This window comes from Paractinoplanes abujensis (assembly GCF_014204895.1).
GTDB lineage: Bacteria > Actinomycetota > Actinomycetes > Mycobacteriales > Micromonosporaceae > Actinoplanes > Actinoplanes abujensis.
The window spans coordinates 4,346,246-4,371,787 of record NZ_JACHMF010000001.1 but is presented as its reverse complement, the minus strand read 5'-3'; the positions used below and the strand labels follow the sequence as shown (position 1 = coordinate 4,371,787).

The window sequence follows — 25,542 nt, the reverse complement described above, 5'->3', positions numbered from 1 at the left end:
GCCCGATCGGCTGATCAAAATACCGCTCCGAATCGATCATTCCATTAACCGCGAGGAGCTGCGAATACGGAGATCAACATTGCACTTTGTCGGATTTTGGTGGCTTCTTCGGATGGCTTGCGCAGGCCGTTCTCCGTCGGCACAATCGGGCCGAACTGGCTGTTCCCATGATCCGTATCCAGCCCCGGCCGCAGCGTGCCGGGGCGGCACGGTCGCGCGTTTCAGGAGGTCGGCGCCATGCCGGAAAGAGAACTCACCAACGCGCAGCGAGCTCTCTTGCTGGCCTTGATGGTCAAGGCGGGGCCGGTGGAGAATCGGTATCTGACCCGCGCGAAGATCAATCTGAAGAAAGCGCCTTACCGGGATCAGCTGGTCGACTGGAAATTGATCACGCTGAGGGAAAAACCGGAGGTGCCCTACCTCACCCTCGAACTCACCGAGAAGGGCTGGGGGCGGGCCCTCGAGGAATTGTCGGCGGAGGTTCCGGCGCTGGCCGGCTCGCTCGGCGGAACGCTTTATCTGCTGCTCGACGTGCTGCGGCAGCACTTCGAGAAGCAGAACGTCTCCGCGGCCGAGTTCTTCTCCGCCTACGCGGGTCAGACCGGCGAGACCGCGGGTCCGGCGCCGCGCGCCCAGCGGGTCGCGCCCAGCGACGACCTGGAGTCACGCATCCGCAAGGCCTACGCGGACCTGGCCGCCGAACCCGGCGCCTGGGTCACGCTCGAGGACGTCCGGCGCGCCCTGGGTGACGGGTCCAAGCCGGCCGTCGATCACGCCCTGCTGCGTCTCGACCGCGAACCCGACGTGTCGCTGATCCCGGAGTCGAACCAGAAGACGCTCACGGCTGGTCAGCGTTCCGCGGCCGTCCGCATCGGCAACCAGGACATGCACCTCCTCGCCGTCGGTCGCTGATGGACTCCGATCAGCAGCGCGCGCTGGCCGGGCTGAGGTTCAACTGGGCCCCGACACCCGACGACGTGTGGCGCCCGGCCCCGTTCCACGTGGACGGGCTGCACCACAACGTGGTGCACATGGTGCTCGACGGGGTGAACGAGGCCGAGCGCAGCAGCGAGTCCAGCCCGATCGGTGTCGCGATCCTCGGTCAGCGTGGCAGTGGCAAGACGCATCTGCTGGGTGCGGTCCGCGCCCGGGTGCAGGACGCGGGCGGCTACTTCTTCCTGATCAGCCTGCTCGAGACGAGCGCGTTCTGGCGCAGTGCGGCGCTGTCGATCCTGGACGGCTTCGCCCGCCCCACGGCCTCGGGCGAAAGTCAACTGACGACGTTCCTGCGGCGGCTCGGCACCACCGTCGGAGCGACCCGCGGCGTGCACCGGGCCGTCGCCGGCGACAGCGAACTGACCCGGCCCGCGCTCGACGCGTTCGTCGACCTCCTCCGCAAGCATCACCGCCAGATCGGGATGGAGAGCCAGGACACCGCGCGCGCCCTGGTCCTGTTCGCCGGGGGCGATCCCGCGGCCCAGGACGTGGGGTATCAGTTCCTCTGCTCCAACGACGAGGAGGAGCCGGGCCAGCGGGCCGCCTGGGGGATGCGACGGGGCAAGCGGTCGGCGCAGGAGGTCGTGCGGGACGTGTCGCGCCTGCTCGCCCTCACCGGTCCCACGGTGATCGCCGTCGACCAGATCGACCTGCTGGTCGCCCAGTCCACCAAGGCGACCAACGCGCAGAGCGACCGGGCGGTCGAGTGGCAGCACGCGTTGCTGCTGGAACAGGTCGCGGGTGGTCTCATGTCGCTGCGCGAGACGACCCGGCGATCCCTGTCCGTCGTGACGTGCCTGCCGCACACCTGGACCGAGATCACCACCCAGGCGACCGACACGGTGCAGGACAGGTTCCGCGAAGCCGTGCAGCTGCGCCGGATCCCGACGGCGGAGATCGGCCGGGAGCTGATCGAGAAGCGGTTCGCGCAGCCGTTCGAGGACGCCGGCTTCACCCCGCCGTACCCGACCTGGCCGGTCCATCCCGCGGCCTTCGAGGACGCGCCGCAATACACCCCCCGCGAACTGCTGCGCGTCATCGACGCCCACGTGCGGGCCTGCTTGCGCGCCGATGCCGTCACCGAGATGCGGACCCTGGATCCGCGGGCCGAGCCGCCCGTGCGGGTGGTGGAGCCGGCGCTCGGGCCCGAGCCCGCGGCGGAGAACCTCGCGCCGTTCGACGAGCAGTACGCCGAGTTCCTGCAGCAGGCCGACCCCCGGCCCGCGCATGATCAGGCCACCGAGGACCTCGAAGTGCCGGTGCTGCTCACGGCCGGGCTCACGGCGTGGATCGGGGAGCGCGGCGCGGCCGGCGACGCGTTCAGCATCGACCCGCACGCCGGGGGCAAACCGGCCCTGCACGCGCGGCTGCGGTTGAGCCTGACCGGCGACGGTCAGGACGCGGAGTCCGAGGACGAGGAGCACTGGGCGTTCCGGGGCATGGGCGCGACCCACCACATCGCCGTGCTCAACCGGATCCGTAACGCTGTCACCACGGCCGGGCTGACCGCGGGCATCACCAAGCGGCGGCTGTTCCTGCTGCGCAACCTGGACGCGCAGCCGTGGTCGCAGGGCGCCCGCACCCGCGAGGTGGTCAAGGACTTCACCGAGGCCGGCGGCATCGTGCTGCCCTTCACCGACGACGACATCAAGCGGCTGCGGGCCCTGGCCGACCTGATCGACAAGTACGGCTCCGAACGGCTCCTGCCTTGGTTCCGCGCGCGGCGGCCGACCGCCGAGATCAGGGTCCTCCGGGAGGCCCTGGCGACGGTTCCCACCCCGGCCCCGCCCGCGGAGCAGGCCGTGCCGCCGCCGGCGAGCCCGAAGCCGGCCGTGGCGCCGGCCCGTGACCACGCCCCGGCCCCGGCCGGGGGTGCCGTGCCGCTCGGCACCCCGATGGACGGCGGCGCGCCGGTCACGATCGACCTGGAGGCCATGCGGCGGCACACGGCGATCTTCGCCGGGTCCGGTTCGGGCAAGACGGTGCTGATCCGCCGGATCGTCGAGGAGTGCGCGCTGCGCGGGGTGTCGACGATCGTGCTCGACCCCAACAACGACCTGGCCCGGCTGGGTGACCCCTGGCCCACCCGGCCGGAGTCGTGGGACGACGCGGAGGCCGCCCGCGCCGCGGACTATCTGCGGTCGACCGAGGTCGTGGTGTGGACGCCCAACCGGGACAGCGGACGCCCGATCAGTTTTCAGCCGCTGCCCGAGTTCGCCGACATCCTGGACGACGCGGACGCGTTCGCGGCCGGCATCGACTCCGCGGTGGCCGCCCTCGCGCCGCACGCCCGGGTCGACGGCCGTACGGACAAGGCGGTGCTGGGGCGGGCCGTGCTGCGCGAGGCCATGCTGAGCTACGCGCGGTCCGGCGGCAGCGACCTGCGCGGCTTCATCGGCCTGCTCAATGCCCTGCCCGAAGGGGTCAGCCTGCTCGACGAGGCGACCCGGCTGGCCGGCAACATGGCTCAGCTGCTCACCGCGGCCATGGTCAACGACCCGATGTTCGGCGGCCGCGGCGCACCCATGGACCCGGGGGAACTGCTCACCCCGTCCGGCGGCCACCGCGCGCGGGTCTCCGTGATCAGCTTCGTGGGCCTGCCCGACGACCAGCAGCGGCAGAACTTCGTCAACCAGCTGCAGATCGCGCTGTTCGCCTGGATCAAACGCAACCCGGCGGGCGACCGCCCGCTGGGCGGCCTGTTCGTGATGGACGAGGCGCAGACGCTGGCCCCGTCGGGCACGATGACCGCCTGCACCCAGAGCACCCTCGCCCTGGCCTCCCAGGCCCGCAAGTACGGCCTCGGCCTGATCTTCGCCACCCAGGCCCCCAAGGGTCTGCACAACCGCATCCCCGGCAACGCTGCCACCCAGTTCTTCGGCCTGCTCAACAGCCCCGCCCAGATCGCCGCGGCGCAGGACATGGCCCGCGCCAAGGGCAGCACCATCGCCGACGTCGCCCGCCTGAAGGCCGGCCAGTTCTACGCGACAGTCGAGGGTGGCCCGTTCGTCAAGCTGACGGCGCCGCTGTGCCTGAGCCACCACCCGCGCAGCCCTCTCACCACCGAGGAGGTGCTGGAGCGGGCGGCCGCCACGCGCCCGGCAACGTGACCCCGCGCCGCGGGCCCGGTTTTCCTCCGCAGCGGTCTGTTCCTCGTTGCGGGCCGGCCGGCATCGCAACGGGAGGAGCGCCCGCAATGCGCGTCTGACGGGTCAGCGGCGGTCGGCGGTGGCGTAGGTGATGGCGGCGGTAGCGGCCGAGACGGCCAGCACGGCGGGCCAGGAGCCGATCTTCTTGGCCAGGGGGTGGGACAGGCCGAAGGCCCCGACGTAGGTGGCGACCAGGGCCGTCGTGACGGCGGGAGTCGTGCGGCGGGACCATTCGCGGCCCGCGACGAGGCCGCCCGCGGCCAGGACCGCGCCGCCCAGGGGGCGGATGCCGGTGCGCCGGGCCAGTTGCCAGCCGCCGATGAGGGAGCCTGCGGTGATCGCCGCCGTGGGGATACGCATGGTTGCCAGGTTACCGAGCGTTCCTTTCGGGGCGGCGGGACCGTACGGTGGATCGATGGACGTGGTTCTTCCGGACGGGCCCAGCAGTCCACGCCTCGTCCAGGTGCTCCAGTTCGCGGCGTCGCGACGCGGGACGTTGCGGCGGCTGCGGGACCGGTACGGCTCGGCGTTCACCGTGCAGTCGTTGAACCTGGGGCGGACGGTGATGTTGTCCGACCCGCAGGAGGTGCGGGAGCTGCTGCAGGCGGCGCCGGAGCTCGCCGACACCCCGGACGCCAATCTGGGCTCGGTGCTGGGGCCGGGCTCGATGTTCGCGATCGCGGGGGAGGAGCATCGCCGGCAGCGCAAACTGCTCACGCCGCCCTTCCACGGGCGCCGGCTGCGGGCGTACGAGGGGATCGTCGAGGAGGAGACGCGGCGGGAAACAGCCTCGTGGCCGATCGGGCGGGAGTTCCCGGTCATGCCGTCGACCATGCGGATCACCTTGAACGTGATCCTGCGCGCGGTCTTCGGGGCCGACGGGGCCGAGCTCGACGAGTTGCGGGTGCTGCTGCCCCAGGCGGTCAAGCTGGGTTCGGTGCTGGCCGTGGTGCCGGCGCTGCGGCTCGATCTGGGCGGGCGGGGGCCGGGGGCCCGGTTCGCGCGGCACCGGCGGCGTTACGACGAGATCGTGGACGTGCTCGTGGACCGGGCGCAGGCCGATCCGCGGCTGGCCGAGCGCGACGACGTGCTGGCCATGCTGGTGCAGTCGCGCTACGACGACGGGTCGGCGATGAGCCGCGGTCAGATCGCCGATCAGCTGCTGACCCTGCTCGCGGCGGGGCACGAGACCACGGCGACCACGCTGGCCTGGGCGGTGGAGCGGCTGCGGCGGCATCCGGAGGTGCTGGCGAGGCTGGCCGGGGCCGGGGACGACCTGTTCGACGCGACGATCACCGAGGTGCAGCGGGTGCGCCCGGTGATCGAGATGACCTCGCGTCAGGTGCGGGCGGAGTCGCTGCGGATCGGCCGCTGGACGTTGCCCCGCGGCACGGTGGTCACCGCGTCGATCGCCCTGCTGCACGACGACGCGACGCTCTTTCCCGAGCCGGAGCGTTTCGACCCGGACCGGTACGCCGGGGCGCGCGCCGACACGTACGGCTGGATCCCGTTCGGCGGGGGTGTGCGGCGTTGTCTCGGGGCCGCGTTCGCGTCGCTCGAGATGCGCGTCGTGCTGCGGACGATCCTGCGCGACTTCGTGCTCGAACCGGCCACCGGCGCGCCCGAGCGCTCACACAACCGGGGCATCGCCGTGGCCCCGGCCCGGGGCGGACTGGCGGTCGTGCGCCGCCGATAGATCATCGTGGTGGACGCGGTTGCGGCCGGCGTTCTTGGCCGTGTACATCGCCGTGTCGGCGCGGCGCAGCTCCGTCTCGGGGTTGGCGCCCGAGCGGGCGGTGATCACGCCGATGCTGGCGCCGATGTAGACGGGGCGGGCCGGGGTGTCGAACGGCTCGGACAGCGCCGCCACGATCCGGCCGGCCACCTTCGTGGCCGTCTCGTCGTCGGTCCAGGGCAGGATCACCGCGAACTCGTCGCCGCCCAGCCGGGCCACGACATCTCCCGTACGGACGATGCTGTTGACCCGCTCCGCCACGGCGACCAGCACCGCGTCGCCCGCCTCGTGGCCGCACGTGTCGTTGACCGGCTTGAAACCGTCGAGGTCGATGTAGAGCAGCGCGGTCGGGCCGACCGATTGGCCCAGCGCCGACGCCCACCGGTCGTGGAACCGGCGGCGGTTGGCCAGGCCGGTCAGCTGGTCGGTGGTGGCCTGCTCCTCGACGGCCCGCAGCGCGCCCGCCAGCAGCCGCACCAGGCCGTCGAGACGCGCGATGACCAGCAGGAACAGGACCGTGCAGCCGGCCACGATGACCGGGACGTCGATCGGCATGCCGCGCAGCCACTCGATGGCCAGCACGGCCGGGGCCATCAGGCTGGCCACGGCCAGGGCGGCCACCCGGCGCCGGGGGGCCGGGCCCTCGGCGGTCTCGGGGCTGCGCCGGGCCAGCGTGGGCATCGAGGGGTGCAGGGCGGCCGCCCCGCCCAGCGCCTGCATGGCGATCCAGCCCAGGTCGACGATGTTGCCCGCGGTGTAGCCGATGCTCAGTTCGAGCAGTGCGTAGCCGATGTCGGCGTACAGCAGCGCGGCGATGCTCGCGACGAGCAGCCGGAAGGCCGGCGGGCGGTCGCCCTTGCCGGTGACCAGGCGGGACAGCACCGCCAGGACGAGCAGGTCGGAGATGGGGTAGGCCAGCGAGACGGCGCGGGCCATCGGGCTCAGGTCCTCGGCCCGCACGTACGGCACGATCAGGAACACCCAGGCCAGCATCGCCGCGCCGGTCGACAGCACCAGCGCGTCGAGCAGGCCGGGCAGGTCACGTCCGGGGCGGCGGGCCCGCACCAGCCCGACGACCGAGATCGCCAGCAGCACCGCGAAACTCAGGTAGAGCAGATCCACGTACGAGGGGAAGACGTCGCCGCCGGTGGTGAAGTGCTGGATCCAGTACGCCACCTCGGCCAGGGCGAAACAGGCCCGCGCGGCCGCCATGAGATACCACGGCCACCGTACGGCGGGCCGGTGGCGCCGCACGCCCACCATGATCGCCACGGCGGCCGACATCCCGACGCCGGCCACGATGGCGGCCTGCACACCCTCGGCGGGGAACACGTAGTAGACGACCGCCGCGGCGGCACACACGGCCAGGTACACCTGCCAGGCAGCGAACCGCCACCTATCCACCGCGTACCCCCTGCCGGTTGTCTCGACCAGCTCATGATCGACCGGCCGGGGGCGGGTCGGAGCCGAACTCAGAATTCACCCGCTGCGTCAGGCCGTTCTTCACCCGTTGCCCCGCGGCGCGGTCGTCCCAGGCCAAGAACGCCGCGGCGTCGATCGGCACCACGTGTGGGCCATGCGGCTGAGACGGGAAGCGCTTTCTCTCAAGCGATGGACCGGAGGTTGGCGCGCGACCGTTCGGATCCGGTGGGTAATATCGTTCTCCTGCGGTCGGCCTCCTTCGAGGACCGGCCGTCTCGCGTCAAGCAGCGGCGCGGGAGCGGGCATTTCAGGCATTCCTGGGCCCGTCCACCCGCCCGTCCCGGCCGCCGTCGCGGCCCCGACCGCTGCAAGGACTGTTCGACATCCATGACGCACGACCCGAATGCCGTCGCGGCGCTGGGGCGGATCCGGCTCGCCGAGACGACCCTGGCCGGCTTTCTCGACCGGGTGGCCGCACTGGCCTGCGAAGCAGTGCCTGGCGCGGAGGCGATCGCGATCACCCTGGAGGGTGACTCCGGCCCGTACCTCGCGGCGTCCCTCGGGGAGCCGTCCGAGTCGGCCACGGTGCTGGCGCTGAAACTGCCCGTGTCGGCCGAGCAGACCGGTGTGCTGACCATCTTCGGGCGCCCGGCGCGCAGGTTCAGCGACGAGGACACCGTACGGGCGGAAGCTTTCGCGGATCACGCGGCCGTCGCCGTGGCCAATGCGCACCTGTTCTACAGCGCTGTGCTGCTGGCCTCGCAGCTGCAGGCGGCCATGGGCAGCCGCGCGGTCATCGAGCAGGCCAAGGGCGTGATCATGGCACAGCGGCGGTGCACGGCCGACGAGGCATTCGCCTATCTGACCAAGGCCTCGCAGGACGCCAACCGCAAGGTGCGCGACGTGGCCGCGGCCCTCGTGACCGACCTCGGCCGGCACACGGTCGGCTGATCAGTCGAACGAGACTCATACTTTCGGTTGGCACACACCCGGATGTTCGGGTAGCGTCCTGGCTATCGGTCAAGAAGGCGCCGACCCTCGACGTGCGATTTTTCGCTGTCGCGGTTCGACGCGCCGTACCCGGTGTCTGCCGCACGTCGCGGGACCACACACGTAAGTGCTGTGAAGGAGACACCGTGACCGTCATTACCCGCCCGGCCCGACGACGCACGTTCGAGGTCACGGACGAGGACCGGCAGGCCACCGCGCTGATCGAGGCGCTGGCCGCGATGCCCGCCGAGCACCCCGACCGGCCCGCCCTGCGCCGGCGCACCATCGAGGCCTGGATGCCCATGGCCCACCGGCTCACCCGTCGCTACGTCGGTCGCGGCGAGCCGTTCGACGACCTGCTGCAGACGGCCACCGTCGGCCTGATCAAGGCGGTCGACGGGTTCGACGCCGGCCGCGGGGTCGATTTCACCGGGTACGCCATCCCGACTGTGCTCGGCGAGATCAAGCGCTACTTCCGGGACCGCTCGTGGACGCTGCGGATCCCGCGCCGGCTGCAGGAACTGCGGATGGCCATCGGCCACGCCCGCACCGAACTCGAGCACACGCTGACCCGCGCCCCCACGGTCGCCGACATCTCGGCCCACCTGGGCGTGGGCGAGGAGGAGATCCTGGAGGCGCTGGAGGCGGGCCACGCCTACCGTCCCGACTCGCTGAGTTCCCCCGTACGGGACGGCGAGGACCTGACGCTGGGCGACACGCTCGGTGGTGAGGACAACGGGTTCGCGCTGGCCGAGTTCGGCGCCTCACTGCCGCCCGCCCTGGCCACGCTGACCGACCGCGAACGCACCATCGTGGCCTTGCGGTTCTACGGCGAGCTGACCCAGTCCGCTATCGCCGAACGGATCGGCATCTCCCAGATGCACGTGTCGCGGCTGCTCACCCAGGCGTTGGCCAAGCTCCGGGATCAGATGGACGGCTAGGGCGCGATAAGTTGGGCGCATGACCGACCCGCAGGGCGCGCTGGCCGAACTGGGCCGCATCCGGCTGAGTGAGACATCGCTCGACGACGTGCTGCTGCGGGTGGCCACGCTCGCCCGTGACACCGTCGAGGGAGCCGGCGAGGCGTCGGTGACCCTCGTCGGCGTGCGGTCGGCGGGCAGTGCCGCCACCACCGGCGACCTGGCCAAGACGCTCGACGAATGGCAGTACGAGAACCAGGGCGGTCCCTGCCTGGAGGCCGCGGCCACGACCGCCACGGTTCTGGTGCCCGACGTGGCCCGGGAGACCCGGTGGCCGCGCTACATCCACCGGGCCGCCGAGGCCGGGCTGGCCAGCGCGCTGTCGGTGGGCCTGCCGGTGCAGGAGGCGGTGACCGGCGCGCTCAACCTCTACTCGCGGCGTGTGGACGCGTTCGACGACCACGCGGTCACGGTCGTGCAGAGCTTCGCCGGCTACGCCGCGGTCGCCCTGGCCAACGCCCAGTCCTTCGACTCCACGGCCACCCTGGCCCGGCAGATGCGCGAGGCGATGGCCCACCGCGCCACCATCGAGCAGGCCAAGGGCATCATCATGGCCGAGCAGCGGTGCTCGCCGGACGAGGCGTTCGCCCGCCTCAGCAAGCTTTCCCAGCACGCCAACCGCAAGCTGCGAGACGTCGCCGCGGCCCTGGTCGAGCAGGCCTCGCGCCCCCGCTGACGGCGCGCCTGCGTGACCCGTCGCGGGCGATTCGGCAAGATCATTGAATGCTGATGGACGAGGACTACTACGACACGTCGACGCTGACCGAGCGGCAGCGGCAGATCCTCACCGTCATCCAGCAGTGGGCCCAGCGGTACGGGTACTCGCCGTCCACCCGCGAGATCGCCGACGCCGTCGGGCTCGCGTCCCCCTCGTCGGTCGGGCGGCACCTGCGCGCGCTGGAGGACGCCGGCTTCCTGCGCCGGGGGCGGGCCACGAGGCCGATCGACGTCCGCATGTTCCTGCAGCCCGTGCCGCGGCAGCGCACCGAGGCCACCATCGGGGTGCCGGTGCTGGGCGACATCGCGGCCGGTTCGCCGATCCTGGCCGAGCAGCACACCGACGAGGTGCTGCCGCTGCCGCGCGACCTGGTCGGGCGGGGCACCCTGTTCGGCCTGCGGGTGCGGGGCGACTCGATGATCGACGCGGCCATCTGCGACGGCGACATCGTCGTGGTCAAGCAGGGGCACGAGGCGTTCAACGGCGACATCGTGGCCGCCATGATCGACGACGAGGCGACAGTGAAGGTCTACCGCCGCCGCGGCGGGCACGTCGTGCTGGAACCGCGCAACCCGGCGTACGAGAACATCGACGGCGACCGGGCCGTGGTGCTGGGCAAGGTCGTCTCCGTGCTGCGCCGCACCTAGCAGGGCTTTGTCATGGTCCTCTTTCCACGCGCTGTAAGCGTTGCGGGAAGCCGGCGGTGACGGTGAGCGCGTCGACCACGGCCGCCCGGTCGGTGCGCCGCCGCGACTGCCTGATCATCAGGGCCAGGCCGGTCGCCATGGCCGGATAGAACCCCAGGAACAGCGGGTCGGCCAGGTCCGGCCCGTCGTCGGCCAGCCAGTCGGCGCCGACCTGCAGCGGCAGCGTGGCCAGGGTCGTGCCGAGCAGCCCCAGCGCGAAGCACAGCCACGGCGCCCGATCGCCCGCCGGGCGGCCAGGCCCGCCGGATCACCGCGGGACCGGCAGGCCGGCCCGGCGCAGCAGGGCGGTCAGCTCGTCCCCGGGCTGCGGCCGGTGGTAGAGGTAGCCCTGCGCGTAGCGGCAGCCCATCTCGATCAGGCGGTCCGCCTGCGCGGTGGTCTCCACGCCTTCGGCCACCACGTGCATGCCGAAGGCCGCGCCCAGCCCGACCACGGCCTGCGCCACCGCGTAGGCCCGCGGGTCGTCGTCGATGCCCGTGACATAGGACCGGTCGACCTTGAGCACGGTCACCGGCAGCAGCCGCAGGTAGTTGATCGCCGCGTGGCCGGTGCCGAAGTCGTCGACCGCGATGTTGACGCCCATCGCGCACAGGGAGTTCAGGCGGTCCAGGGTCGCCTCGTCGGGTTCCAGCACGATGCCCTCGGTCAGCTCGAGCACGAGCCGGCCGGGCGGGAACCCGGTCTCGTCCAGGATCCCGGTGACGACCTCCACCAGCCCGCTCTGCTTCACCTGCAGGGGCGAGAGGTTCACGTTGAGGTAGATCTCCGCGGCGGCCGGGACCTCCGCGCGCCACCGGACGGCCTGCCGGCACGCCTCGCGGAGCACCCACTCGCCGACCGGCACGATCGCGCCGGTCTCCTCGGCGAGGTCGATGAAGGCGCCCGGCAGCAGCAGGCCGCGCTCGGGATGGTCCCAGCGCACCAGCGCCTCCACGGCCACGACGGTGCCGTCGCGCAGGTCGACCGAGGGCTGGAAGTGCAGCACCAGCTGACCGTCGGCGACGGCGTGCCGCAGCTCGGCGTCGCGGGCCCGGGTGTCCAGCTCGGGCGTGTAGACCTGATAGCGGCCGCGGCCCGCGCGCTTGGCCGCGTACATGGCGGTGTCGGCCCTGGCGAGCAGGTCCTCGACCGTGTCGGCGCCGTCCTCCCGGAACGCGACGCCGATGCTGGCGGCCACGGTGAGCAGGACGTCGCCGAAGACCACCGGGGTGTCCAGGGCGTCGACGATGCGCCGGGCGATCTGCCCGGCGGCGTCCCGGCCGGGCAGCCCGGTCAGCACGACGGCGAACTCGTCGCCGCCGAGACGTCCCGCGGTGTCGCCGGAGCGGATCACCGAGGTGAGCACGCCGGCCACGGCCAGCAGCACGGCGTCGCCCGCCTTGTGCCCGTACAGGTCGTTGATCGGCTTGAACCGGTCGAGGTCCATCAGCAGCACCGCGCCGTGCCGGTCGTCGCGTGGCGGCTGCGCGGCCAGCTCGGCCAGGCGCTCGCCGACCAGGGTGCGGTTGGCCAGGCCGGTCAGCGGGTCGGTCACGGCCAGCCGGCGGTTCTCGCTCAGGGCGTACATCTGGCGGGCCATGACCAGCGAGGTGAGCACGATGGCCCCGATGATCATGCCGCCGAGCGGGTAGAGGTTCTGCTCGCGGGCCAGGTAGCCGAGCAGGCCGTACGCGATGGCGCTGGCCCCGTACGGGAGCAGGCTGATCCGCCGCCGGCCGGTGCGCTCGGCGCCCGCGGTGACACCTTCGGCATGGCGGCGGCGGGTGGCCAGCACGAACAGGTAGCAGCCGGTCAGCCAGAACAGGTCGGGCCAGGTGCCGCCGACGAACCGGTCGTTCAGCGTGATCCAGCTGTACGCGAAGTCGGCGACCACGTAGGTCGCGACCGCGGCCGCGAGCAGCAGGGTGGCGTCGTGGCGCCCGCGGCGGCGCAGCAGCACGGAGGCCAGCGCCAGCACCAGTAGCAGGTCCCCCACGGGCAGCGCGGCCGACATCGCGATCTGCAGCCCGGTGGCGTCCTCGACCCGCAGCGCCGGGCCGATCACCAGATACCAGGCGACCATGAAGGTGCCGGTGCCGACGATCAGCGAGTCGATCACCAGCTTCGTCCGCTCGGCCCGGGTGCGCCTGGTACCCGAGATGAGCAGCAGACCGGCGAACAGGAACGGCACGAAGGCCAGGAACCAGTAGTCGGCGGCCGCCGGGTATCCCGGCCCGCCGAGGAAGTTGTCCTCGACGAACCAGGTGGTATGCGCGACGAGCTGGCAGACGAACGCGAGGGTGATCAGGGTCCAGGCCCGGCGGCCGCGCTGGTCGAGCCTGCCCCGGCGGACCAGGTGCACGCCCGCCACGACGGCCAGCGTGGCCACCGGCAGGTAGACGCCGTCGGTGACGAGCTGCCGCAGTTCGTCCTCGCCCCAGCCGCCGAGATAGAAGACACCGAAGGCCGCGAGCAGGATCCCGCAACCTGTGACGGCGGCGTCGAGGAGCCGCTCGGCCCGGCCGGTCACGGCGTGTACAGGCCCAGGGCCACGAAGACGACCATGTAGAGGGCGCAGCCGAGCGCGAAACTGACCGCAGTGGTGATGCCGAAGGCCATCCAGTACGGGGTGGGGGCCAGCCCCATCCGGCCCGCCTTGTTCCCCCGATTGATCACCGAGATGATCGCGAGCGGCCCGAACAGGAACGTCCAGACGGCCACCGGCCAGGCGCTCGGCGCCGGCGCGCTGGGCGCCGCGAACAAGTCGCCCGGCGCCGGCTGGCGGCCCGGGTAGGCCGAGGTGGGCGGGGCCCCGAACGGACGCGACGCGGGACGTTCGGCCGCCTGGTACCGCTCCGCCAGCCCTTGGCGGCTGCCCTGCAGCGGCGCCTGGTGGACCTGGCGGGCGGCGGCCGGCGTGGAGGGGCTGAGCCAGGGCTGGCTGGTGCGCGGTTCGGCCGTCACCTGAGGCCTCCGTCCGTGGAAGTGGTCGCCAACGTCGTCGCGGATCACTTCGGCAGGGGGGACGGATCTATGAGGTTTCGGTCACTCTCCGAACTTGCTCAGTCGCCATAGGTGAAGATCGGCTCAGTTGTTGTTGCGCCCGTTGCCGTTGCCATTGCCGTTGCCGGCCCCGTTGCCGCCCCCGTCCGGCAGCCCGGTGCCCGGGTTGCCGGGGCCGTTGACCGGCGGGGTGACGGTGCCGCCCGGGTTGTTCGGGTCGGTGCCGGGCGGGCAGATGGTGCCGCCGAGGATGCAGCCGTTGGTCGGGGCCTCGGGCAGCGGGTCGAGGCCGTTGCCCTTCTTGTTCGGGTCACCGACCTTCACGTCCGGCGGGAACGGGGTCTTCTCGGCGTCCAGGGCCTTGTTGGCCAGGTCCATGAAGACCTTCCAGGTGTCGCCCGGGGTGGAACCGCCCGTCATGCCCTTCTTGCTGTTCGGCTTGTAGATCGGCAGCAGCTGCATCTGGTCCTTGACCTGCTTCTCGCGGCCGATCCAGACCGTGGCGGCCAGATGCGGGGTGGCGCCGACCCACCAGGCGTCGCCGTTCTGGCCGCTCTTGCCGTCCTTGTACTCCCAGGTGCCGGACTTGCCGATCGCGTCGTAGCCGTTGCGCAGGTTCTGCCCGTTCTTGCCGGGGATCTTCTCCAGCACGTTGTCGATGGCGGCCACCACGCCCGGGTCGAAGGACGGGTTGAACACGACCCGCTCGGAGTGGATCGTCTTGAACTTGCCGGTCTTCTCGTCGCGCTCGGCCACCGACTTGACGAAGTGGGCCCGGGTGAAGCGGCCCTCGTTGGCCAGCGTGGCCACGCCGTTCGCGTGGTCGAGCGCGGTGATCGCGTACTGGCCGTAGCCGATCTCGTTGCCGTACTGCTTGAGCGCGTCGCCCTTGGTCTTGGTGAGGTCGACCCGGGCGCCGATCTTGGTCGGGCTGGAGATGTACTGGATACCGGCCTTGTAAGCCGCCTCCGCCACCTTGTCGGGGCCGAGCGCCGCGGCCAGGTGGTAGAAGGGGAAGTTGTAGGACTGGATGGTGGCCTCGTCGAGCGGGCAGCGCCGCTTGTCACAGCTGAAGTTCGTGCGGCTCGAGTTGTTGATCGCGTCGCCGCCGACCTTCTTGGCCTCCGAGTCCCACGTCGTGTCGAAGCCGTACCCGTCGCTCAGCGCGGCCAGCAGCGTGTAGATCTTGAAGGACGAGCCGGGCGGCCGGCCGCCGCCGATGAAGTCGCCGTCGCTGTTGTAGTTCGGGCCGGCGTAGTCCCAGCCCACGCCGTCCGGACCGCCGTAGTAGGCCATCACGTGGCCGTTGGTCGGGTCCACGGCGACGAGTGCCGTCTTGTACGTCGCGTCGAGCTTGCGCAGCGGCGACTTGTCGCTGGTGCGCATGGCCGCGGTCTCGGCCGCCTTCTGCACGCCCGGGTTGATCGTCGTGGTGATCCGCAGGCCACCGCTCTTCTGCCGGGCGTCGTTGATGCCCATGGCCCGCAGCTCCTGCTTGACGTACTTCACGATCTTGCCGGTGGCCTTGTCGTTGCCGCAGGAGGTGCGGCAGGCGTCCGGGTTGAACTTCGCGACGGTGGGGTACTTGGCCGGCGCGGTCTTGATCCAGCCCTTCTCGAGCATGTTGTTGATCGTGTACTGCCAGCGGATCTTGGCATCCGTCGGATTGTTCTGCGGGTCGTAGCCCTGATGCGTCTTCGACGGCTCGGGCTGCTTGATCACCGAGGCGATGACGGCGGCCTCGGCGGCGGTGATCGCACCCTTGGTGCCGGGCTTGGTCAGCACCGAGCGGTTCGGGCCGAAGTACGCCTTCACGGCCGCCTCGATCCCGTACGCGCCGCGGCCGAAATACACCGAGTTCAGGTAGCGGCCCAGGATCTCGCCCTTGGAGTACTGGTCCTCCATCTTGCGGGCGATCACGGCCTCGCGCAGCTTGCGGTTGTAGCTGATCTCCTTGAGTTCGGCGGCGTGCCGCGCGTACTGCTGGGTGATCGTCGACGCCCCCTGCTGGTCGCCGCCGGTGAAGTTGTTCCAGGCGGCGCGGGCGATGCCCTTCATGTCGATGCCGTTGTGGTCGAGGAAGTTCTTGTCCTCGGCCGCCATGACCGCCTGGCCGATGACCGGGTTGATGCTGGCGTACGGCACCTGCTGGCGGGTCGAGTTGCCGATGGTCGCGATCTGCGTCTTGTTGTCGGCCGCGAAGATCTGCGTGACCTGATCCTCGGACTTGGGCTCGGTGAACTTCACGTCGTCGAAGAAGTAGGCCCCGCCGACCACGCCGGCGCCCAGCACGATGACGAGCACGGCCGCGGCCACGGTCAGCAGGTTGGTGCGGCGGCGCTTCTTGGCCGCCTTCTTCGTGGCCTTGGGGTCCTTGGGGCCGGCCGGGGACTGCTCACCCGGCGGCTTGGGGCGCACCGCGGCGCGGGCCACCGAGGCCGAGCCGACCGACGCGCGGCCGCCCACCGGCGCCGCGCCCACCGAGGCCGACCCGACCGGGGCTGCTCCCACCGAGGCCGAACCGACTGAGGCGCGGCCGCCCACCGAAGCCGAACCGACGGAGGCCGATCCGACGGAGGCCGAACCCACCGAGGCCGAACCCACCGAGGCCCGTCCGCTGGACGCGCCACCTGCGGGAGCCGGGCTGCTGCTGCCCCGCACAGGGGCAGAACCGGAACCGGGCCCGCCGGCCCGGGCGCTCGCGGAGTGCGGATCGCCGTAGGGGTTCATCTGTCCTCGTCGTCGCTGAAGTGGATCTCTTTACTACACGACTTTGTCAAGACCGGACAATAAGTCGCGCGCCTGATGATGCCGAGCTTCGGGAAGACATGGTAAGGGTGTGCACCGGCTGCGCGGGGGAGGAGATTCACCCCCTTGGTTTTCCGCGGCGGTGGTCGCCGGGCCGGTCAGGGGTGGTTCCGGGGGCCTCCGGGCGGTTTTCCCGCCGTACGGGCAGGGTTCGCTCCCCGTTCGTGCCGTGATGCCCAGCGCTCGTGGCCACAGCGCGCTGGCCTGCGGGTTCGTGGATCGGCGGCGGGGGTTGCGGGCGGGCTCGGGCATAGGGAGTGGTAAGCGCCACACCGGCCTCCCGGTGCTCCGTTTACCCCGTCGATCGCCCCTAAAAACGGTCTAAACGGACTAAAAGGTTCGAACCGAAAAGCCCTGGGCTTCCGGCGCGTCGCCGGTATGTCCGCGTATGCGAGTGGTTACGGGCGGTCGCCACTGGTTCGGGAAAAAGGAAGTACCGGGCTTTGGCCTGCAAAAGGGTGCGTACTGTGCGGCAGGTCAATCGCTGACAAGCCGGCGCAGGGCCAGGCGGGCCAGTGGCACGTACGGCAGCACCAGCGGGCCGGGGCCCCGGATCGTCAGCGTGGTCCTTGTCCCCTCCGCCACCGGTTCGACCCGGTGCGACAACTCGACGGCGGCGCCCGCGACGAACACATCCCACAACCACGATTGCGGCGGAGAGACCCGCGCGACGAAGAACCGCGCCCGTACGCCGAACGGCCCGTGCACGACCCCTCCGGTCCGCTCCCGCAGCTCGGGCTCCGCGTAGTCGACCGACCGGATCTGCGGCGACCACTCGGCCCAGCGCGCCGGCCGCACGTACCGGTCCCAGACATCGGCGGCGTCCCGAGGCCCGCACACTTCCAGATGGCGTCGCACCTACTTGATGCCCGCCTTGGCGTCGAGCTCCTGCAGCAGATCGTGTGCGGCCAGCTCGATGTCCTTGTGCCGCCACTCCGAGGCCCGATAGACGCAGGCGATCAGGCCCGTACGGTGCAGCCGTCGCAGATCGCCGTAGACGAACGCGTACCGGGCCTTGGTCTCCTCGGCCGCGCCGTCGGTCAGCCCCAGATGCCAGGCGGAGTAGTCGGCCCACGAATGCCTGCCGAGAAACGTGTTCTCGGCGTCGGCCCGCGGCTGCACGCTGCCCCAGTCGCTGTCCAGGACGTACTGCTTGGACGCGATGAGCTCGCGGGCCCGCCGCACGGCCGCGTCGTTGACCTCGTACTTGGCCATGCGGTTCCCCTACCCCGCCCGGGCGCGCACTACTCTGCCCGGAATGAGGATCTTCCTGGCCGGCGCGTCGGGCGTTATCGGCCGGCGACTCGTACCGCTGCTCGTCGCGGCGGGTCACACTGTCGGCGGCATGACCCGCTCGCAGGCCGCGCGGGTCGCGTCGCTCGGCGCCGAGCCGATCGTGTGCGACGTCTTCGACCGCGCGGCCGTCATCGAGGCCGTACGGGCGTTCGCCCCCGACCTGATCCTCAACGAGCTGACCGACCTGCCCGACGACGCCGCCCGGATCGCCGAGCACCAGGCCCGGAACGGCCGCATCCGCACCGAGGGCACCGGCAACCTGATCGCCGCGGCCCGGCAGGCCGGTTCCCCGCGCCTGCTGTCCCAGTCGATCGCGTGGCCGGCCGCCCCGGGGCCCGGGGCCGACGGGGTGGCCGCGCTGGAACGCGAGACGCTGGCGTACGGGGGAGTGGTTCTCCGCTACGGCCAGTTCTACGGGCCGGGCACGTTCCACGAGGACGCACCGCCCGGCCCGCCACAGATCGCCATTGAGAAAGCCGCCTCCCGTACGGTCGAACTGCTCGGCGCCCCGGCCGGAGTCCTGGAGATCACGGACTGACGGTCTCCGCCGTCCCCACGATCGTGGCGCGGCCGAGGATGTGGCCCGCCATCGTGAAGCCGAGGATCGCCGGGGTGGCGTCGGCAGGCACCCCGATGTCCTCGACGTCGAGGGCGTGCACGGTGATGAAGTAGCGGTGCGGGCCGTGGCCGGCCGGCGGGGCGGCGCCGATGAACTGGGCCAGCCGCGCGTCGTTGGGCAGCTGGTAGGCCGGGGCGGGCAGGTCCTGCACGCCCTCGGCCAGCGAGGTGACCGAGGCGGGGAGGTTGGCCACCGCCCAGTGCCAGAAACCGGAGCCGGTGGGGGCGTCCGGGTCGTAGACGGTCACGGCGTAGCTCGTCGTGCCGTCCGGAGCGCCGGACCAGCTCAGTTGGGGCGACCGGTCCTGACCCGAGAGCTGCGCGGCCGTAAGAGGCTCGCCGTCCTTGACCGACGTGCTGGTCAGGGTGAAGGCCGGAACCTCGGGAAGTCGTTCGAACGGGTTGTTCATCTCTTTCTCCTCCGTCTCTCTTCGCCGTCGCTATCGATTAAACTACAGATAATCGATTATCTGCGGTAGAGTGATGAGCGTGACACCGTCCGAGAGGGTTTACGCGGCCCTGCGCACAGCCGTGCTGCGCGGCGAATTCCGTCCGCAGCAGGCGCTGAAACCGCAGGAACTGGCCACCGCGCACGGCGTAAGCCTGGCCGTCGCCCGCGAAGCATTGCTGCGCCTGGTCGGGGAAGGACTGGCCGATCGGCTGCCCAACCGCGGCTTCGCCGTGCCCGCCGCCACCGCCGAACGCTGGCAGCAGATCGCCGAAGCCCGCGCGATAGTCGAACCCGCGACGCTGCGCCTGTCCCTGGCCCGCGGCGACCTGGAATGGGAAGCTGCCGTACGGGCCGCCCACCACCGGCTGGCCGGCACCCCGCACTTCGACCGCGAAGGCGACACCCACCTGAGCGACGCCTGGTCCGAAGCACACCGCCTGTTCCACCGCACACTGCTGTCCGCCTGCGGCAACCAGGTCCTGCTGGAAAGCTTCGACCGCCTCTGGACAGCCAGCGAACTGACCCGCCGCTGGTCCGCCCACGGCGACCTCGGACGTGACGCCGCGGCCGAACACGCGGCCCTCGAAGCGGCGGCCCTGTCCCGCGACGCCGACCAGGCCGCCGACCTGCTCCGCCGCCACGTCCTCCGCACAGCCGAGTCTCTGCCCAAAACCTGACCGGGCCGGCGATCAGCGCGCAGGTCCCGCCCTGCCCAGTTCGGCCCCGCCCACTTCGGCCAGGCCCCGGCCTGCCCGCCTCGCTCAACTCCGGCTGGCTCGGCTCACCCAGCCCGGCGGGGCTCACCCAGCCCGGCTCGGCTCACCATGCCCCGCTCGGCTTCACCTCTGCCAATTCGGCTTCCCCCTGCCCGGCTCGGTTTCCCTGCCCGGTACGGCTCGCCCTGCCCGGCTCACCCGGCTCCGCCCTGCCCTGCCCGGCTCACCCGGCTCCGCCTGTCCGGTTCGGCTCACCCGGCTTCGCCCGGTCTGGCTTCGCCCGGTCTGGCTTCGCCCGGTCTGGCTTCGCCCGGTCTGGCTTCGCCCGGTCTGGCTTCGCCCGGTCTGGCTTCGCCCGGTCCGGCTTCGCCCGGTCCGGCTTCGCCCGGTCCGGCTCCGCCCTGCCTTGTCCGGCTGGCCAGGTTCGCCGGGTCCAAGCCCTCCAGGGCCGGCTCCCTCAGCCTCACCCCACCTGCGACACGTATCAGCTCGGCCGTTGTCCAATCCTAGCCTCCTAGGATGCCCAGCGGGCTGTGGGGGCCGCAACGGCAAGCGGTGCCGTTGGCGGACGGACGGTAAGCAAGAACCGCGCGACAGTGGACAAGAAATGTGCTGCGAGAGAACGACGCGCCGAAAGCGCGCGACGCTGGCGCACGGCGGCCTACGAACAACCCCGAGACCCCCGCGACGGCGAGTGAGCAGCGTGCGTGAGAGGAACAACGCTCCGAGAACCGCCCGCCGGCCAGAGGGGCCGCCTGCGGAGGACAACGCCCCGAGACCCGCGCGTCAGCAAGCGAGCAGCGTGCTGTGAGAGGAGCAGAGCCGCTCAACGGCGAGCGGCAGCCGGCCGCCCACGGCGAGGGAAGGCACGACGGGCAACCGGGCCGCAGAAGGGACGCTCCCGGGCTGCACCGGGCGAGCTTCTGCAGTAGGGAGCGGGGCTGCCGATCGACTGTTCCGTACGGGAAACGGAGTCGGCGGGAGGGAAAGTCATGGTGGCGTCTGGCGGTGAACTGCGGCACGTGGCGGCGGGGAGTTACCGGGCCGCAGTGTCGGATGTGCCGGAGATCCTTGAGCTCGTGGCCGACGTGTGTCAGGCCCCCATGGTGGCCTTGAAGGTGGCCGACGAGGCGCACGCGCACTTCGCGGCGACGCTGGGGATGCCGATGGCGGTCGACGTGCCCAAGTCGCGGTCGTTGTGTGACATTGTGGCCGGGCGTAACGACACGATGGTGGTCGATGACGCCTCGCACGACCCGCGGCTGGCCGATCATCCGCTGGTGTCGGGGGCGGCGCACGTCAACTTCATCGCGGCTGCGCCGTTGCGGCACGACGGGCACATCGTGGGGGCTTTGTGCGTGTTCGACAACGGCCGGCGGGATCTCGACGGCGAGACCACCCGGCGTTACCTGGAGCGGCTGGCCCGCCGGGTCGATGCCGAGACGGGCCTGCGCCACCTGCTGGACAACCGGTCGCCGCTCGAACTGGCCGGGCAGGAGGACATGCTGGCGACGATGTCGCACGAGTTCCGGACGCCGCTGACCGCGATCCAGGGCTACGTCGAACTGCTCACCGATGTGCCGGGGGCCATCCCGCCCGTGTTCGCCCGGCAGCTCGACGCGATCGGCCGCAACGCCGGTCGTCTTGGCCGTACGGTCGACACCCTGCTGCGCGCCGCCCAGCAGCACCACCGGGAGCCGGTCGGTGATCGCCGCACGGTCGACCTGTCCCGTCTGATCGCGTCGGTGGCGGGGTCGCTGGGCCCGGCCGCGTCGCGGATCGTGGTGGACGGCCCTGGCCGCCCGGTTCCCGTGCACGCCGACCCGCAGCTGCTCGAGGTGGCGATCGGTCACTTGCTGAGCAACGCCTTGGGGTACAGCCGCGCCGATCACCCGGTGGTCGTGTCGGTCGCCGCCGGTTTGCAGCCGGTGGTGGAGATCCGCGACTTCGGGCCGGGTCTCGGTGAGCAGGAGCTGACCCAGCTGGGGCTGCCGTTCTTCCGCGGTGCCGAGGCCCGGCGCAACGAAGCTCCCGGCATGGGCCTGGGGCTGGCCGTGACCCGCCGGATCGTCGCGGCTCAGGGCGCGGACCTGACGTTCGCCAGCCCGTTCGACGGCGGCCTGGTCGCGCGCATCGTTTTCGGCTGAGCGACACGGTTTTGCGGTGGCCGGGGCAGGGCATCTGAGGTGCATGTTTGCGGCTGAGAATTTGCGTGACTGGCGTGGCGAGAAGGTCATCGACCCCGACGGCGACAAGATCGGTGAGCTGGAGGCGGTGTATGTGGACACCGCCACCGACGAGCCGGCCTTCGCGACAGTGAAAGTCGGCTTCATCGGCCGGCACCGGCTGGCTTTCGTGCCGCTGGGCGGGGCCACGGTCCGGCCCGACGCCGTACGGGTGCGTTACGGCAAGAAGCTCATCGGCGACGCCCCCACGATCGAGATCGACGGCGAGCTGACCGCCGCGGACGAGCCGGGCGTTTTCGCGCACTACAACCTGCCTTACCAGACGGGTTTGGCCGGGGAACGCCGCCTGGCCCGCCGCTGAGCTGTTTCGCCGGGTCTCGTGACCGGGAACAATCGGCGCATGAGATTGCGCCGGCCCGTCGTGCTCACCATGGTTGCCGCCAGTGTGGCTCTGCTGCTCGGCGGCTGCACGAAGGACGCCATCTGCGGGTCCGGCGATTACCCGGTGCTGCAGACCGGCGGTAGCGGCCGGCAGTGCGTGCCCGAGGATGAGGAGCCGCCGTCCGGGTTCACGCGTTTCCCGGACGGGCAGGTGCCGGAGCACGTCGACGACGAGTGGGACGTCTATTGGCGCAGCCACACGATCGACAGTTCGGGCCGGACGATCAGCTCCTGATATTCGTGCCCGCGATCAGAGAAGTGCTCGGGCGGCGGCCAGACGGGCCTCGGCGGGGCGCGGGGAGTGGTCGCCGGAGATCGTGTCGGCCCAGGCGAGCAGGCGCGCGATGTGGGGGTCGGCGGCCGCTGTGGTGAACGGTTGAGCGCCCAGGGCGATCTCGCCGCTACTGCCGTCGATCGTGATCTCGGTGCCCTCGGCCAGTGCGTGCAGGCCGGAAGCGCCGACCACCGCCGGTTTGCGCAAGGCCCGCGCAACGACCGCGGCGTGACTGGCCAGTCCGCCCCGGGCGGTCACGACACCGACGGCCGTGGCCAGCCCGTGCATGTCCAGCGGCGAGGTCTCGGGTCGCACCAGCACGACCGGCCCCCGCATGCGAACGGCTGCCTCGGCCGTGAGCGCAACGCGTCCCGTGACCACGCCGGGAGAAGCGCCCCGCCCGCGCGCCACCAACCCGGCCGGGCCGGCGAAAGCGTGCGGTGACTCGACTGCACCGGCAGGAGCCGGCCGTTCGTGGAGCGGCGGTTGAGGCGCGCCGGCAGGAGCCGGCCGTTCGTGGAGCGGCGGTTGAGGCGCGCCGGCAGGAGCCGGCCGTCCGTGGGGCGGTGCAGTGGCCCGTTCGGGAGGTGACGGGGCGTCGGGGGAGCGGATGACCATGTGGGGGGTGGCGGCGGCGCGGAGCTGGGACGGGGTGATGCGGCGGACGGCTTCCCGGCGGTCGATGAGGCCTTCGTCGGCCAGGTCGACGGTGACGCGGACGAGGGCGCGCGGGGTGAGGCCGCCGGGGCGGACCTGGAGCAACCAGAGGTGGCCCGACTCGTACGTGAATTCGACGTGGCAGGCGTCGCGGTAGTGCTGTTCGAGGGTGGTCAGCGCCGCGGTCAAGGTGGACCAGACGGCGGGTTCGCGCGAGGCGAGGACGGCCGGCGGTGACGTGTTGAACGCGCCGGAGACCACCGCGTCGCCACGGTGGCGGGGCAGGACGTCGCCGTACGGGGTGGGGTGGCCGGTGCCGGGGTCGCGGCTGAAGGCAACGCCGCTGCCGCTGTGGTCGTCGCGGTCGCCGTGCACCATCGTCTGGACGATCACGGCGGTGCCCGCGTCGTGGGGGATGCCGTGCAGTGCGCGGTAGGTGACGGCGCGGGGCGTGTGCCAGGAGGCGAAGACGTCGCGGACGGCGGGGGCGATCGGGCCCCGCACGTCGAGGACAGTGTTCATCATGCCGGGCATCGACACGGCGGCCCCGGAGCGCACCGACACCGATGCCGCGCCGAGCCGGTCGGTCGCGGCGTCGAGCCCGTCGGGGAGCCGGCCGTCGCGCAGGTAGGCGCGGCACGCCGGGGTGCCGATCACGAAGGCGGGCGGCACCGGCAGGCCGAGGCGCAGCAGCTGGACGAGCCCGTGCGCCTTGGCCCCGATCATGTCGGCGGGCTCGTCGAGCGCGGCCTTCACCTCGAAGATCATGTGCGCGGGATGCCCAGGGTGAGCAGCAGGTCTTCGTGGAGCTGGAACCAGACCACGTGGTAGGAGGTCAGGGAGTCGGTCAGTTCCTCCAGGGCGCCGGCGCGGGCGCTTCGCAGGGCCGCGTCGAGCCGTTGGCGGTAGCGGCCGAGGCGGGGGAGGGCTTCGAGCACCGGTTGGACGCGCCGGTTGAGGTCGGTGAAGCGGTCGAGCACGCGGGCCGGGTCGATGGTGTCGTCACGCAGCTGCCACAGGGAGCACAGGTCGAGCAGTTCCGGGTTGAGCTTGAGAAACGTCTCGTACGCCGTGGTGACCGTGGCCCGCGCGCCGAGGGCGTCGAGTTCGGCGGCCGTGGCTTCTCCGGCGGCTGCCCGGCCCGCCTCGGTCAGCCCCCAGGTCCCCATCGAGCGGGTGGCCAGCCCGTCGACGGCCAGGTCGATCAGGTCGGACTCGACGTCGGTTTCCGGCCGGCCGGCGGTGGCGGCGATCCGGCTCAGGTCGGCGTGCCCGATGCAGCGCAGCGTGTGCAGCACGTCGTTCATGACGATGCCTCGGCCGCGGCGTGGCCGGCTCCGCGGCCGTCGGCGCGGGCCACGATCCGGCCGGCGTGGATCCGTACGGCGGATTCGGTGGTGTCGGCCGCCGGGGCGCCGATGGCCGTGGCCAGGACGCCCCGATCGTCGAGGACCACGCGCAGGGCGGGCCGGACGGCGGGGCCGAAGACGCGGCGCAGGCTGGTGGTCAGGTCGGTCAGGCGCAGCCGGACGAGGGCGCCGGTCTCGGCCGGGTCGCTGGTGACGTGCGCGACGGTGACCGTGTCGCCGGGGCGGGCCGCGCGCACGGCTTCCTCGGTGGCCGCGAGGCGGTCGGTGCCGAGCACGACGAGCACGCCGTCGTCGCCGAGACCGGCCGGGCGGCCGCTGAGCACGTCGGTGAGGCGCTCCGGGACATCCCACGGCTCGCGGACCGGGCGGGCCGGCGCGACGAACGGCAGGTGGGGTGGCGGCCAGTCGTCGGTCAGGGGCAGCGCGGTCAGGTGACGGCAGGCCAGGGCGATGTCGAAGGGGTCGCCGAAACCGGGCGTGGTCTCGGCCAGGTGGGCCGCGCCCTGCAGCATCGTGAGGATCAGCTCGGCCGCGCGGACCCGGCGGCCGGTGCCGGGGGCCGGGGCCGATTCGAGGGCCAGGGCCAGCAGCAGCGCCTCGACCCGGGTGATCTGGGCCAGGGCGGCGCGGCTCCGGTCGTCATCGACCACCCCGGTCAGGGAGCGCGCGGCGAGCCGGCCGGCGTCGGTCTCGTCGGCGGCGAGCGGCAGCCGTTCGAGCCAGACGCGGGCGAAGCTTTCCGCGGCGGAGGCGACGTCAGCCGGTGCGGAGCGTGGGCCGGGTACGGGCCGGGAGGCCGCGGCCAGCAGGACGGCCAAGTAGAGCGACCGTTTGCTGGGGAAGTTCGAGTAGACGGCGCCGCGGGTGAGGTCGGCTCGTTCGGCGATCCGGTCGATTTTGGCCGCCGCGTAGCCGAAGTGCGTGAACTCCCATGCGGCGGCGGACAGCACGGCTTCCTTGGTCCGTTCCTGCTGCTGCGCCCGGGTCAACCTCATACGCGGAAAGATACACCCACCATCCCGATGATCGGAACATCTGAGGTCGGC

The 25,542-nt window shown here is 71.8% G+C and carries 24 protein-coding genes; 12 read left to right on the top strand and 12 right to left on the bottom strand.

What is annotated here, in order from left to right; genetic code table 11:
* The first annotated feature begins 237 nt into the window (after positions 1–237).
* Both BKA14_RS19625 and BKA14_RS19620 read left to right on the top strand, forming a co-directional pair.
* A complete protein-coding gene (locus BKA14_RS19625) occupies positions 238–912 on the top strand; it encodes a hypothetical protein (protein WP_184952384.1) in 675 nt (224 codons plus the stop codon).
* On the top strand, positions 912–4,106 hold the full coding sequence (locus BKA14_RS19620; protein ID WP_184952383.1) for a helicase HerA domain-containing protein: 3,195 nt from the start codon (positions 912–914) through the stop codon (positions 4,104–4,106). The genes BKA14_RS19625 and BKA14_RS19620 overlap by 1 nt, the downstream gene beginning before the upstream one ends.
* Positions 4,107–4,208: 102 nt before the next feature.
* On the opposite strand, the gene BKA14_RS19615 is transcribed toward BKA14_RS19620, so the two are convergent.
* A complete protein-coding gene (locus BKA14_RS19615) occupies positions 4,209–4,505 on the bottom strand; it encodes a hypothetical protein (RefSeq protein ID WP_184952382.1) in 297 nt (98 codons plus the stop codon).
* Between the two features lie 55 nt (positions 4,506–4,560).
* Between BKA14_RS19615 and BKA14_RS19610 the strand changes: the two genes are divergently transcribed.
* On the top strand, positions 4,561–5,841 hold the full coding sequence (locus BKA14_RS19610; RefSeq protein ID WP_184952381.1) for a cytochrome P450: 1,281 nt from the start codon (positions 4,561–4,563) through the stop codon (positions 5,839–5,841).
* Here the strand turns inward: BKA14_RS19610 and BKA14_RS45140 are convergent.
* Positions 5,776–7,284: a GGDEF domain-containing protein gene (locus tag BKA14_RS45140; RefSeq protein WP_184952380.1), complete on the bottom strand. Its 1,509-nt coding sequence runs from the start codon at positions 7,282–7,284 to the stop codon at positions 5,776–5,778. The genes BKA14_RS19610 and BKA14_RS45140 overlap by 66 nt on opposite strands.
* Positions 7,285–7,689: 405 nt before the next feature.
* Between BKA14_RS45140 and BKA14_RS19600 the strand changes: the two genes are divergently transcribed.
* From BKA14_RS19600 to lexA, 4 genes are all read left to right on the top strand, one after another.
* Positions 7,690–8,253, top strand: a complete 564-nt coding sequence (locus BKA14_RS19600; protein ID WP_184952379.1) for an ANTAR domain-containing protein — start codon at positions 7,690–7,692, stop codon at positions 8,251–8,253.
* Between the two features lie 185 nt (positions 8,254–8,438).
* Positions 8,439–9,233, top strand: coding sequence for a SigB/SigF/SigG family RNA polymerase sigma factor (locus tag BKA14_RS19595; RefSeq protein ID WP_438861892.1), 795 nt, complete (start codon positions 8,439–8,441; stop codon positions 9,231–9,233).
* Positions 9,234–9,252: 19 nt separating this feature from the next.
* Positions 9,253–9,948: a GAF and ANTAR domain-containing protein gene (locus BKA14_RS19590; RefSeq protein ID WP_184952378.1), complete on the top strand. Its 696-nt coding sequence runs from the start codon at positions 9,253–9,255 to the stop codon at positions 9,946–9,948.
* A gap of 47 nt (positions 9,949–9,995) precedes the next feature.
* Complete coding sequence (gene lexA, locus BKA14_RS19585) at positions 9,996–10,637, top strand: transcriptional repressor LexA (RefSeq protein ID WP_184952377.1); 642 nt, start codon at positions 9,996–9,998, stop codon at positions 10,635–10,637.
* A gap of 10 nt (positions 10,638–10,647) precedes the next feature.
* On the opposite strand, the gene BKA14_RS44160 is transcribed toward lexA, so the two are convergent.
* The 6 genes from BKA14_RS44160 to BKA14_RS19560 form a co-directional block, all read right to left on the bottom strand.
* On the bottom strand, positions 10,648–10,776 hold the full coding sequence (locus tag BKA14_RS44160) for a hypothetical protein (protein ID WP_260416544.1): 129 nt from the start codon (positions 10,774–10,776) through the stop codon (positions 10,648–10,650).
* A 168-nt stretch (positions 10,777–10,944) separates the two neighbouring features.
* Positions 10,945–13,206 carry a putative bifunctional diguanylate cyclase/phosphodiesterase gene (locus tag BKA14_RS19580; protein ID WP_184952376.1) on the bottom strand — a complete coding sequence of 754 codons (2,262 nt, stop codon included), beginning with the start codon at positions 13,204–13,206 and terminating at the stop codon, positions 10,945–10,947.
* Positions 13,203–13,640, bottom strand: a complete 438-nt coding sequence (locus BKA14_RS19575) for a hypothetical protein (protein WP_184952375.1) — start codon at positions 13,638–13,640, stop codon at positions 13,203–13,205. The genes BKA14_RS19580 and BKA14_RS19575 overlap by 4 nt, the downstream gene beginning before the upstream one ends.
* 123 nt (positions 13,641–13,763) lie before the next feature.
* Entirely contained in the window at positions 13,764–16,190 is a 2,427-nt protein-coding gene (locus tag BKA14_RS19570) for a transglycosylase domain-containing protein (RefSeq protein ID WP_184952374.1), read from the bottom strand.
* A gap of 774 nt (positions 16,191–16,964) precedes the next feature.
* Positions 16,965–17,345, bottom strand: coding sequence for an SRPBCC family protein (locus BKA14_RS19565; protein WP_184952373.1), 381 nt, complete (start codon positions 17,343–17,345; stop codon positions 16,965–16,967).
* Positions 17,346–17,702 (bottom strand): hypothetical protein, encoded by a 357-nt coding sequence (locus BKA14_RS19560; protein WP_184952372.1) that lies wholly within the window; start codon positions 17,700–17,702, stop codon positions 17,346–17,348.
* 43 nt (positions 17,703–17,745) lie between these two features.
* Here BKA14_RS19560 and BKA14_RS19555 point away from each other — a divergent pair, with 43 nt between their 5' ends.
* Positions 17,746–18,321: an NAD-dependent epimerase/dehydratase family protein gene (locus BKA14_RS19555; protein ID WP_184952371.1), complete on the top strand. Its 576-nt coding sequence runs from the start codon at positions 17,746–17,748 to the stop codon at positions 18,319–18,321.
* Here BKA14_RS19555 and BKA14_RS19550 read toward each other — a convergent pair.
* Complete coding sequence (locus BKA14_RS19550) at positions 18,311–18,811, bottom strand: YbhB/YbcL family Raf kinase inhibitor-like protein (RefSeq protein ID WP_184952370.1); 501 nt, start codon at positions 18,809–18,811, stop codon at positions 18,311–18,313. The genes BKA14_RS19555 and BKA14_RS19550 overlap by 11 nt on opposite strands.
* Positions 18,812–18,890: 79 nt before the next feature.
* On the opposite strand from BKA14_RS19550, the gene BKA14_RS19545 reads away from it, so the two are divergent.
* The 4 genes from BKA14_RS19545 (at position 18,891) to BKA14_RS19525 (ending at position 22,430) form a co-directional block, all read left to right on the top strand.
* Positions 18,891–19,529: a GntR family transcriptional regulator gene (locus BKA14_RS19545; protein ID WP_239093000.1), complete on the top strand. Its 639-nt coding sequence runs from the start codon at positions 18,891–18,893 to the stop codon at positions 19,527–19,529.
* A gap of 1,031 nt (positions 19,530–20,560) precedes the next feature.
* Positions 20,561–21,715: a GAF domain-containing sensor histidine kinase gene (locus tag BKA14_RS19535; protein ID WP_184952367.1), complete on the top strand. Its 1,155-nt coding sequence runs from the start codon at positions 20,561–20,563 to the stop codon at positions 21,713–21,715.
* 61 nt (positions 21,716–21,776) lie between these two features.
* Positions 21,777–22,115 carry a PRC-barrel domain-containing protein gene (locus BKA14_RS19530; RefSeq protein ID WP_239093016.1) on the top strand — a complete coding sequence of 113 codons (339 nt, stop codon included), beginning with the start codon at positions 21,777–21,779 and terminating at the stop codon, positions 22,113–22,115.
* Positions 22,116–22,154: 39 nt separating this feature from the next.
* Positions 22,155–22,430: an SCO0607 family lipoprotein gene (locus tag BKA14_RS19525; protein WP_184952365.1), complete on the top strand. Its 276-nt coding sequence runs from the start codon at positions 22,155–22,157 to the stop codon at positions 22,428–22,430.
* Positions 22,431–22,445: 15 nt separating this feature from the next.
* Here the strand turns inward: BKA14_RS19525 and BKA14_RS19520 are convergent, their stop codons facing one another.
* The 3 genes from BKA14_RS19520 to BKA14_RS19510 are packed head-to-tail and all read right to left on the bottom strand — an operon-like array spanning position 22,446 to position 25,491.
* Complete coding sequence (locus BKA14_RS19520) at positions 22,446–23,894, bottom strand: PEP/pyruvate-binding domain-containing protein (RefSeq protein WP_184952364.1); 1,449 nt, start codon at positions 23,892–23,894, stop codon at positions 22,446–22,448.
* Positions 23,891–24,433, bottom strand: a complete 543-nt coding sequence (locus BKA14_RS19515) for a transcriptional regulator (protein WP_184952363.1) — start codon at positions 24,431–24,433, stop codon at positions 23,891–23,893. Before BKA14_RS19515 ends, BKA14_RS19520 begins: the two co-directional genes overlap by 4 nt.
* Positions 24,430–25,491: a TetR/AcrR family transcriptional regulator gene (locus BKA14_RS19510; RefSeq protein WP_184952362.1), complete on the bottom strand. Its 1,062-nt coding sequence runs from the start codon at positions 25,489–25,491 to the stop codon at positions 24,430–24,432. Before BKA14_RS19510 ends, BKA14_RS19515 begins: the two co-directional genes overlap by 4 nt.
* Positions 25,492–25,542 lie beyond the last annotated feature (51 nt).

Bases quoted from the DNA above. Each gene is read 5' to 3' on its own strand.
- BKA14_RS19520 (WP_184952364.1), bottom strand. From the start codon at position 23,894: ATGATCTTCGAGGTGAAGGCCGCGCTCGACGAGCCCGCCGACATGATC.
- lexA (WP_184952377.1), top strand. From the start codon at position 9,996: ATGCTGATGGACGAGGACTACTACGACACGTCGACGCTGACCGAGCGG.
- BKA14_RS19555 (WP_184952371.1), top strand. From the start codon at position 17,746: ATGAGGATCTTCCTGGCCGGCGCGTCGGGCGTTATCGGCCGGCGACTC.
- BKA14_RS19560 (WP_184952372.1), bottom strand. From the start codon at position 17,702: ATGGCCAAGTACGAGGTCAACGACGCGGCCGTGCGGCGGGCCCGCGAG.
- BKA14_RS19625 (WP_184952384.1), top strand. From the start codon at position 238: ATGCCGGAAAGAGAACTCACCAACGCGCAGCGAGCTCTCTTGCTGGCC.
- BKA14_RS19620 (WP_184952383.1), top strand. From the start codon at position 912: ATGGACTCCGATCAGCAGCGCGCGCTGGCCGGGCTGAGGTTCAACTGG.
- BKA14_RS19550 (WP_184952370.1), bottom strand. From the start codon at position 18,811: ATGAACAACCCGTTCGAACGACTTCCCGAGGTTCCGGCCTTCACCCTG.
- BKA14_RS19610 (WP_184952381.1), top strand. From the start codon at position 4,561: ATGGACGTGGTTCTTCCGGACGGGCCCAGCAGTCCACGCCTCGTCCAG.
- BKA14_RS19515 (WP_184952363.1), bottom strand. From the start codon at position 24,433: ATGAACGACGTGCTGCACACGCTGCGCTGCATCGGGCACGCCGACCTG.
- BKA14_RS19615 (WP_184952382.1), bottom strand. From the start codon at position 4,505: ATGCGTATCCCCACGGCGGCGATCACCGCAGGCTCCCTCATCGGCGGC.
- BKA14_RS19600 (WP_184952379.1), top strand. From the start codon at position 7,690: ATGACGCACGACCCGAATGCCGTCGCGGCGCTGGGGCGGATCCGGCTC.
- BKA14_RS19510 (WP_184952362.1), bottom strand. From the start codon at position 25,491: ATGAGGTTGACCCGGGCGCAGCAGCAGGAACGGACCAAGGAAGCCGTG.
- BKA14_RS19535 (WP_184952367.1), top strand. From the start codon at position 20,561: ATGGTGGCGTCTGGCGGTGAACTGCGGCACGTGGCGGCGGGGAGTTAC.
- BKA14_RS19525 (WP_184952365.1), top strand. From the start codon at position 22,155: ATGAGATTGCGCCGGCCCGTCGTGCTCACCATGGTTGCCGCCAGTGTG.
- BKA14_RS19590 (WP_184952378.1), top strand. From the start codon at position 9,253: ATGACCGACCCGCAGGGCGCGCTGGCCGAACTGGGCCGCATCCGGCTG.
- BKA14_RS44160 (WP_260416544.1), bottom strand. From the start codon at position 10,776: ATGGCGACCGGCCTGGCCCTGATGATCAGGCAGTCGCGGCGGCGCACC.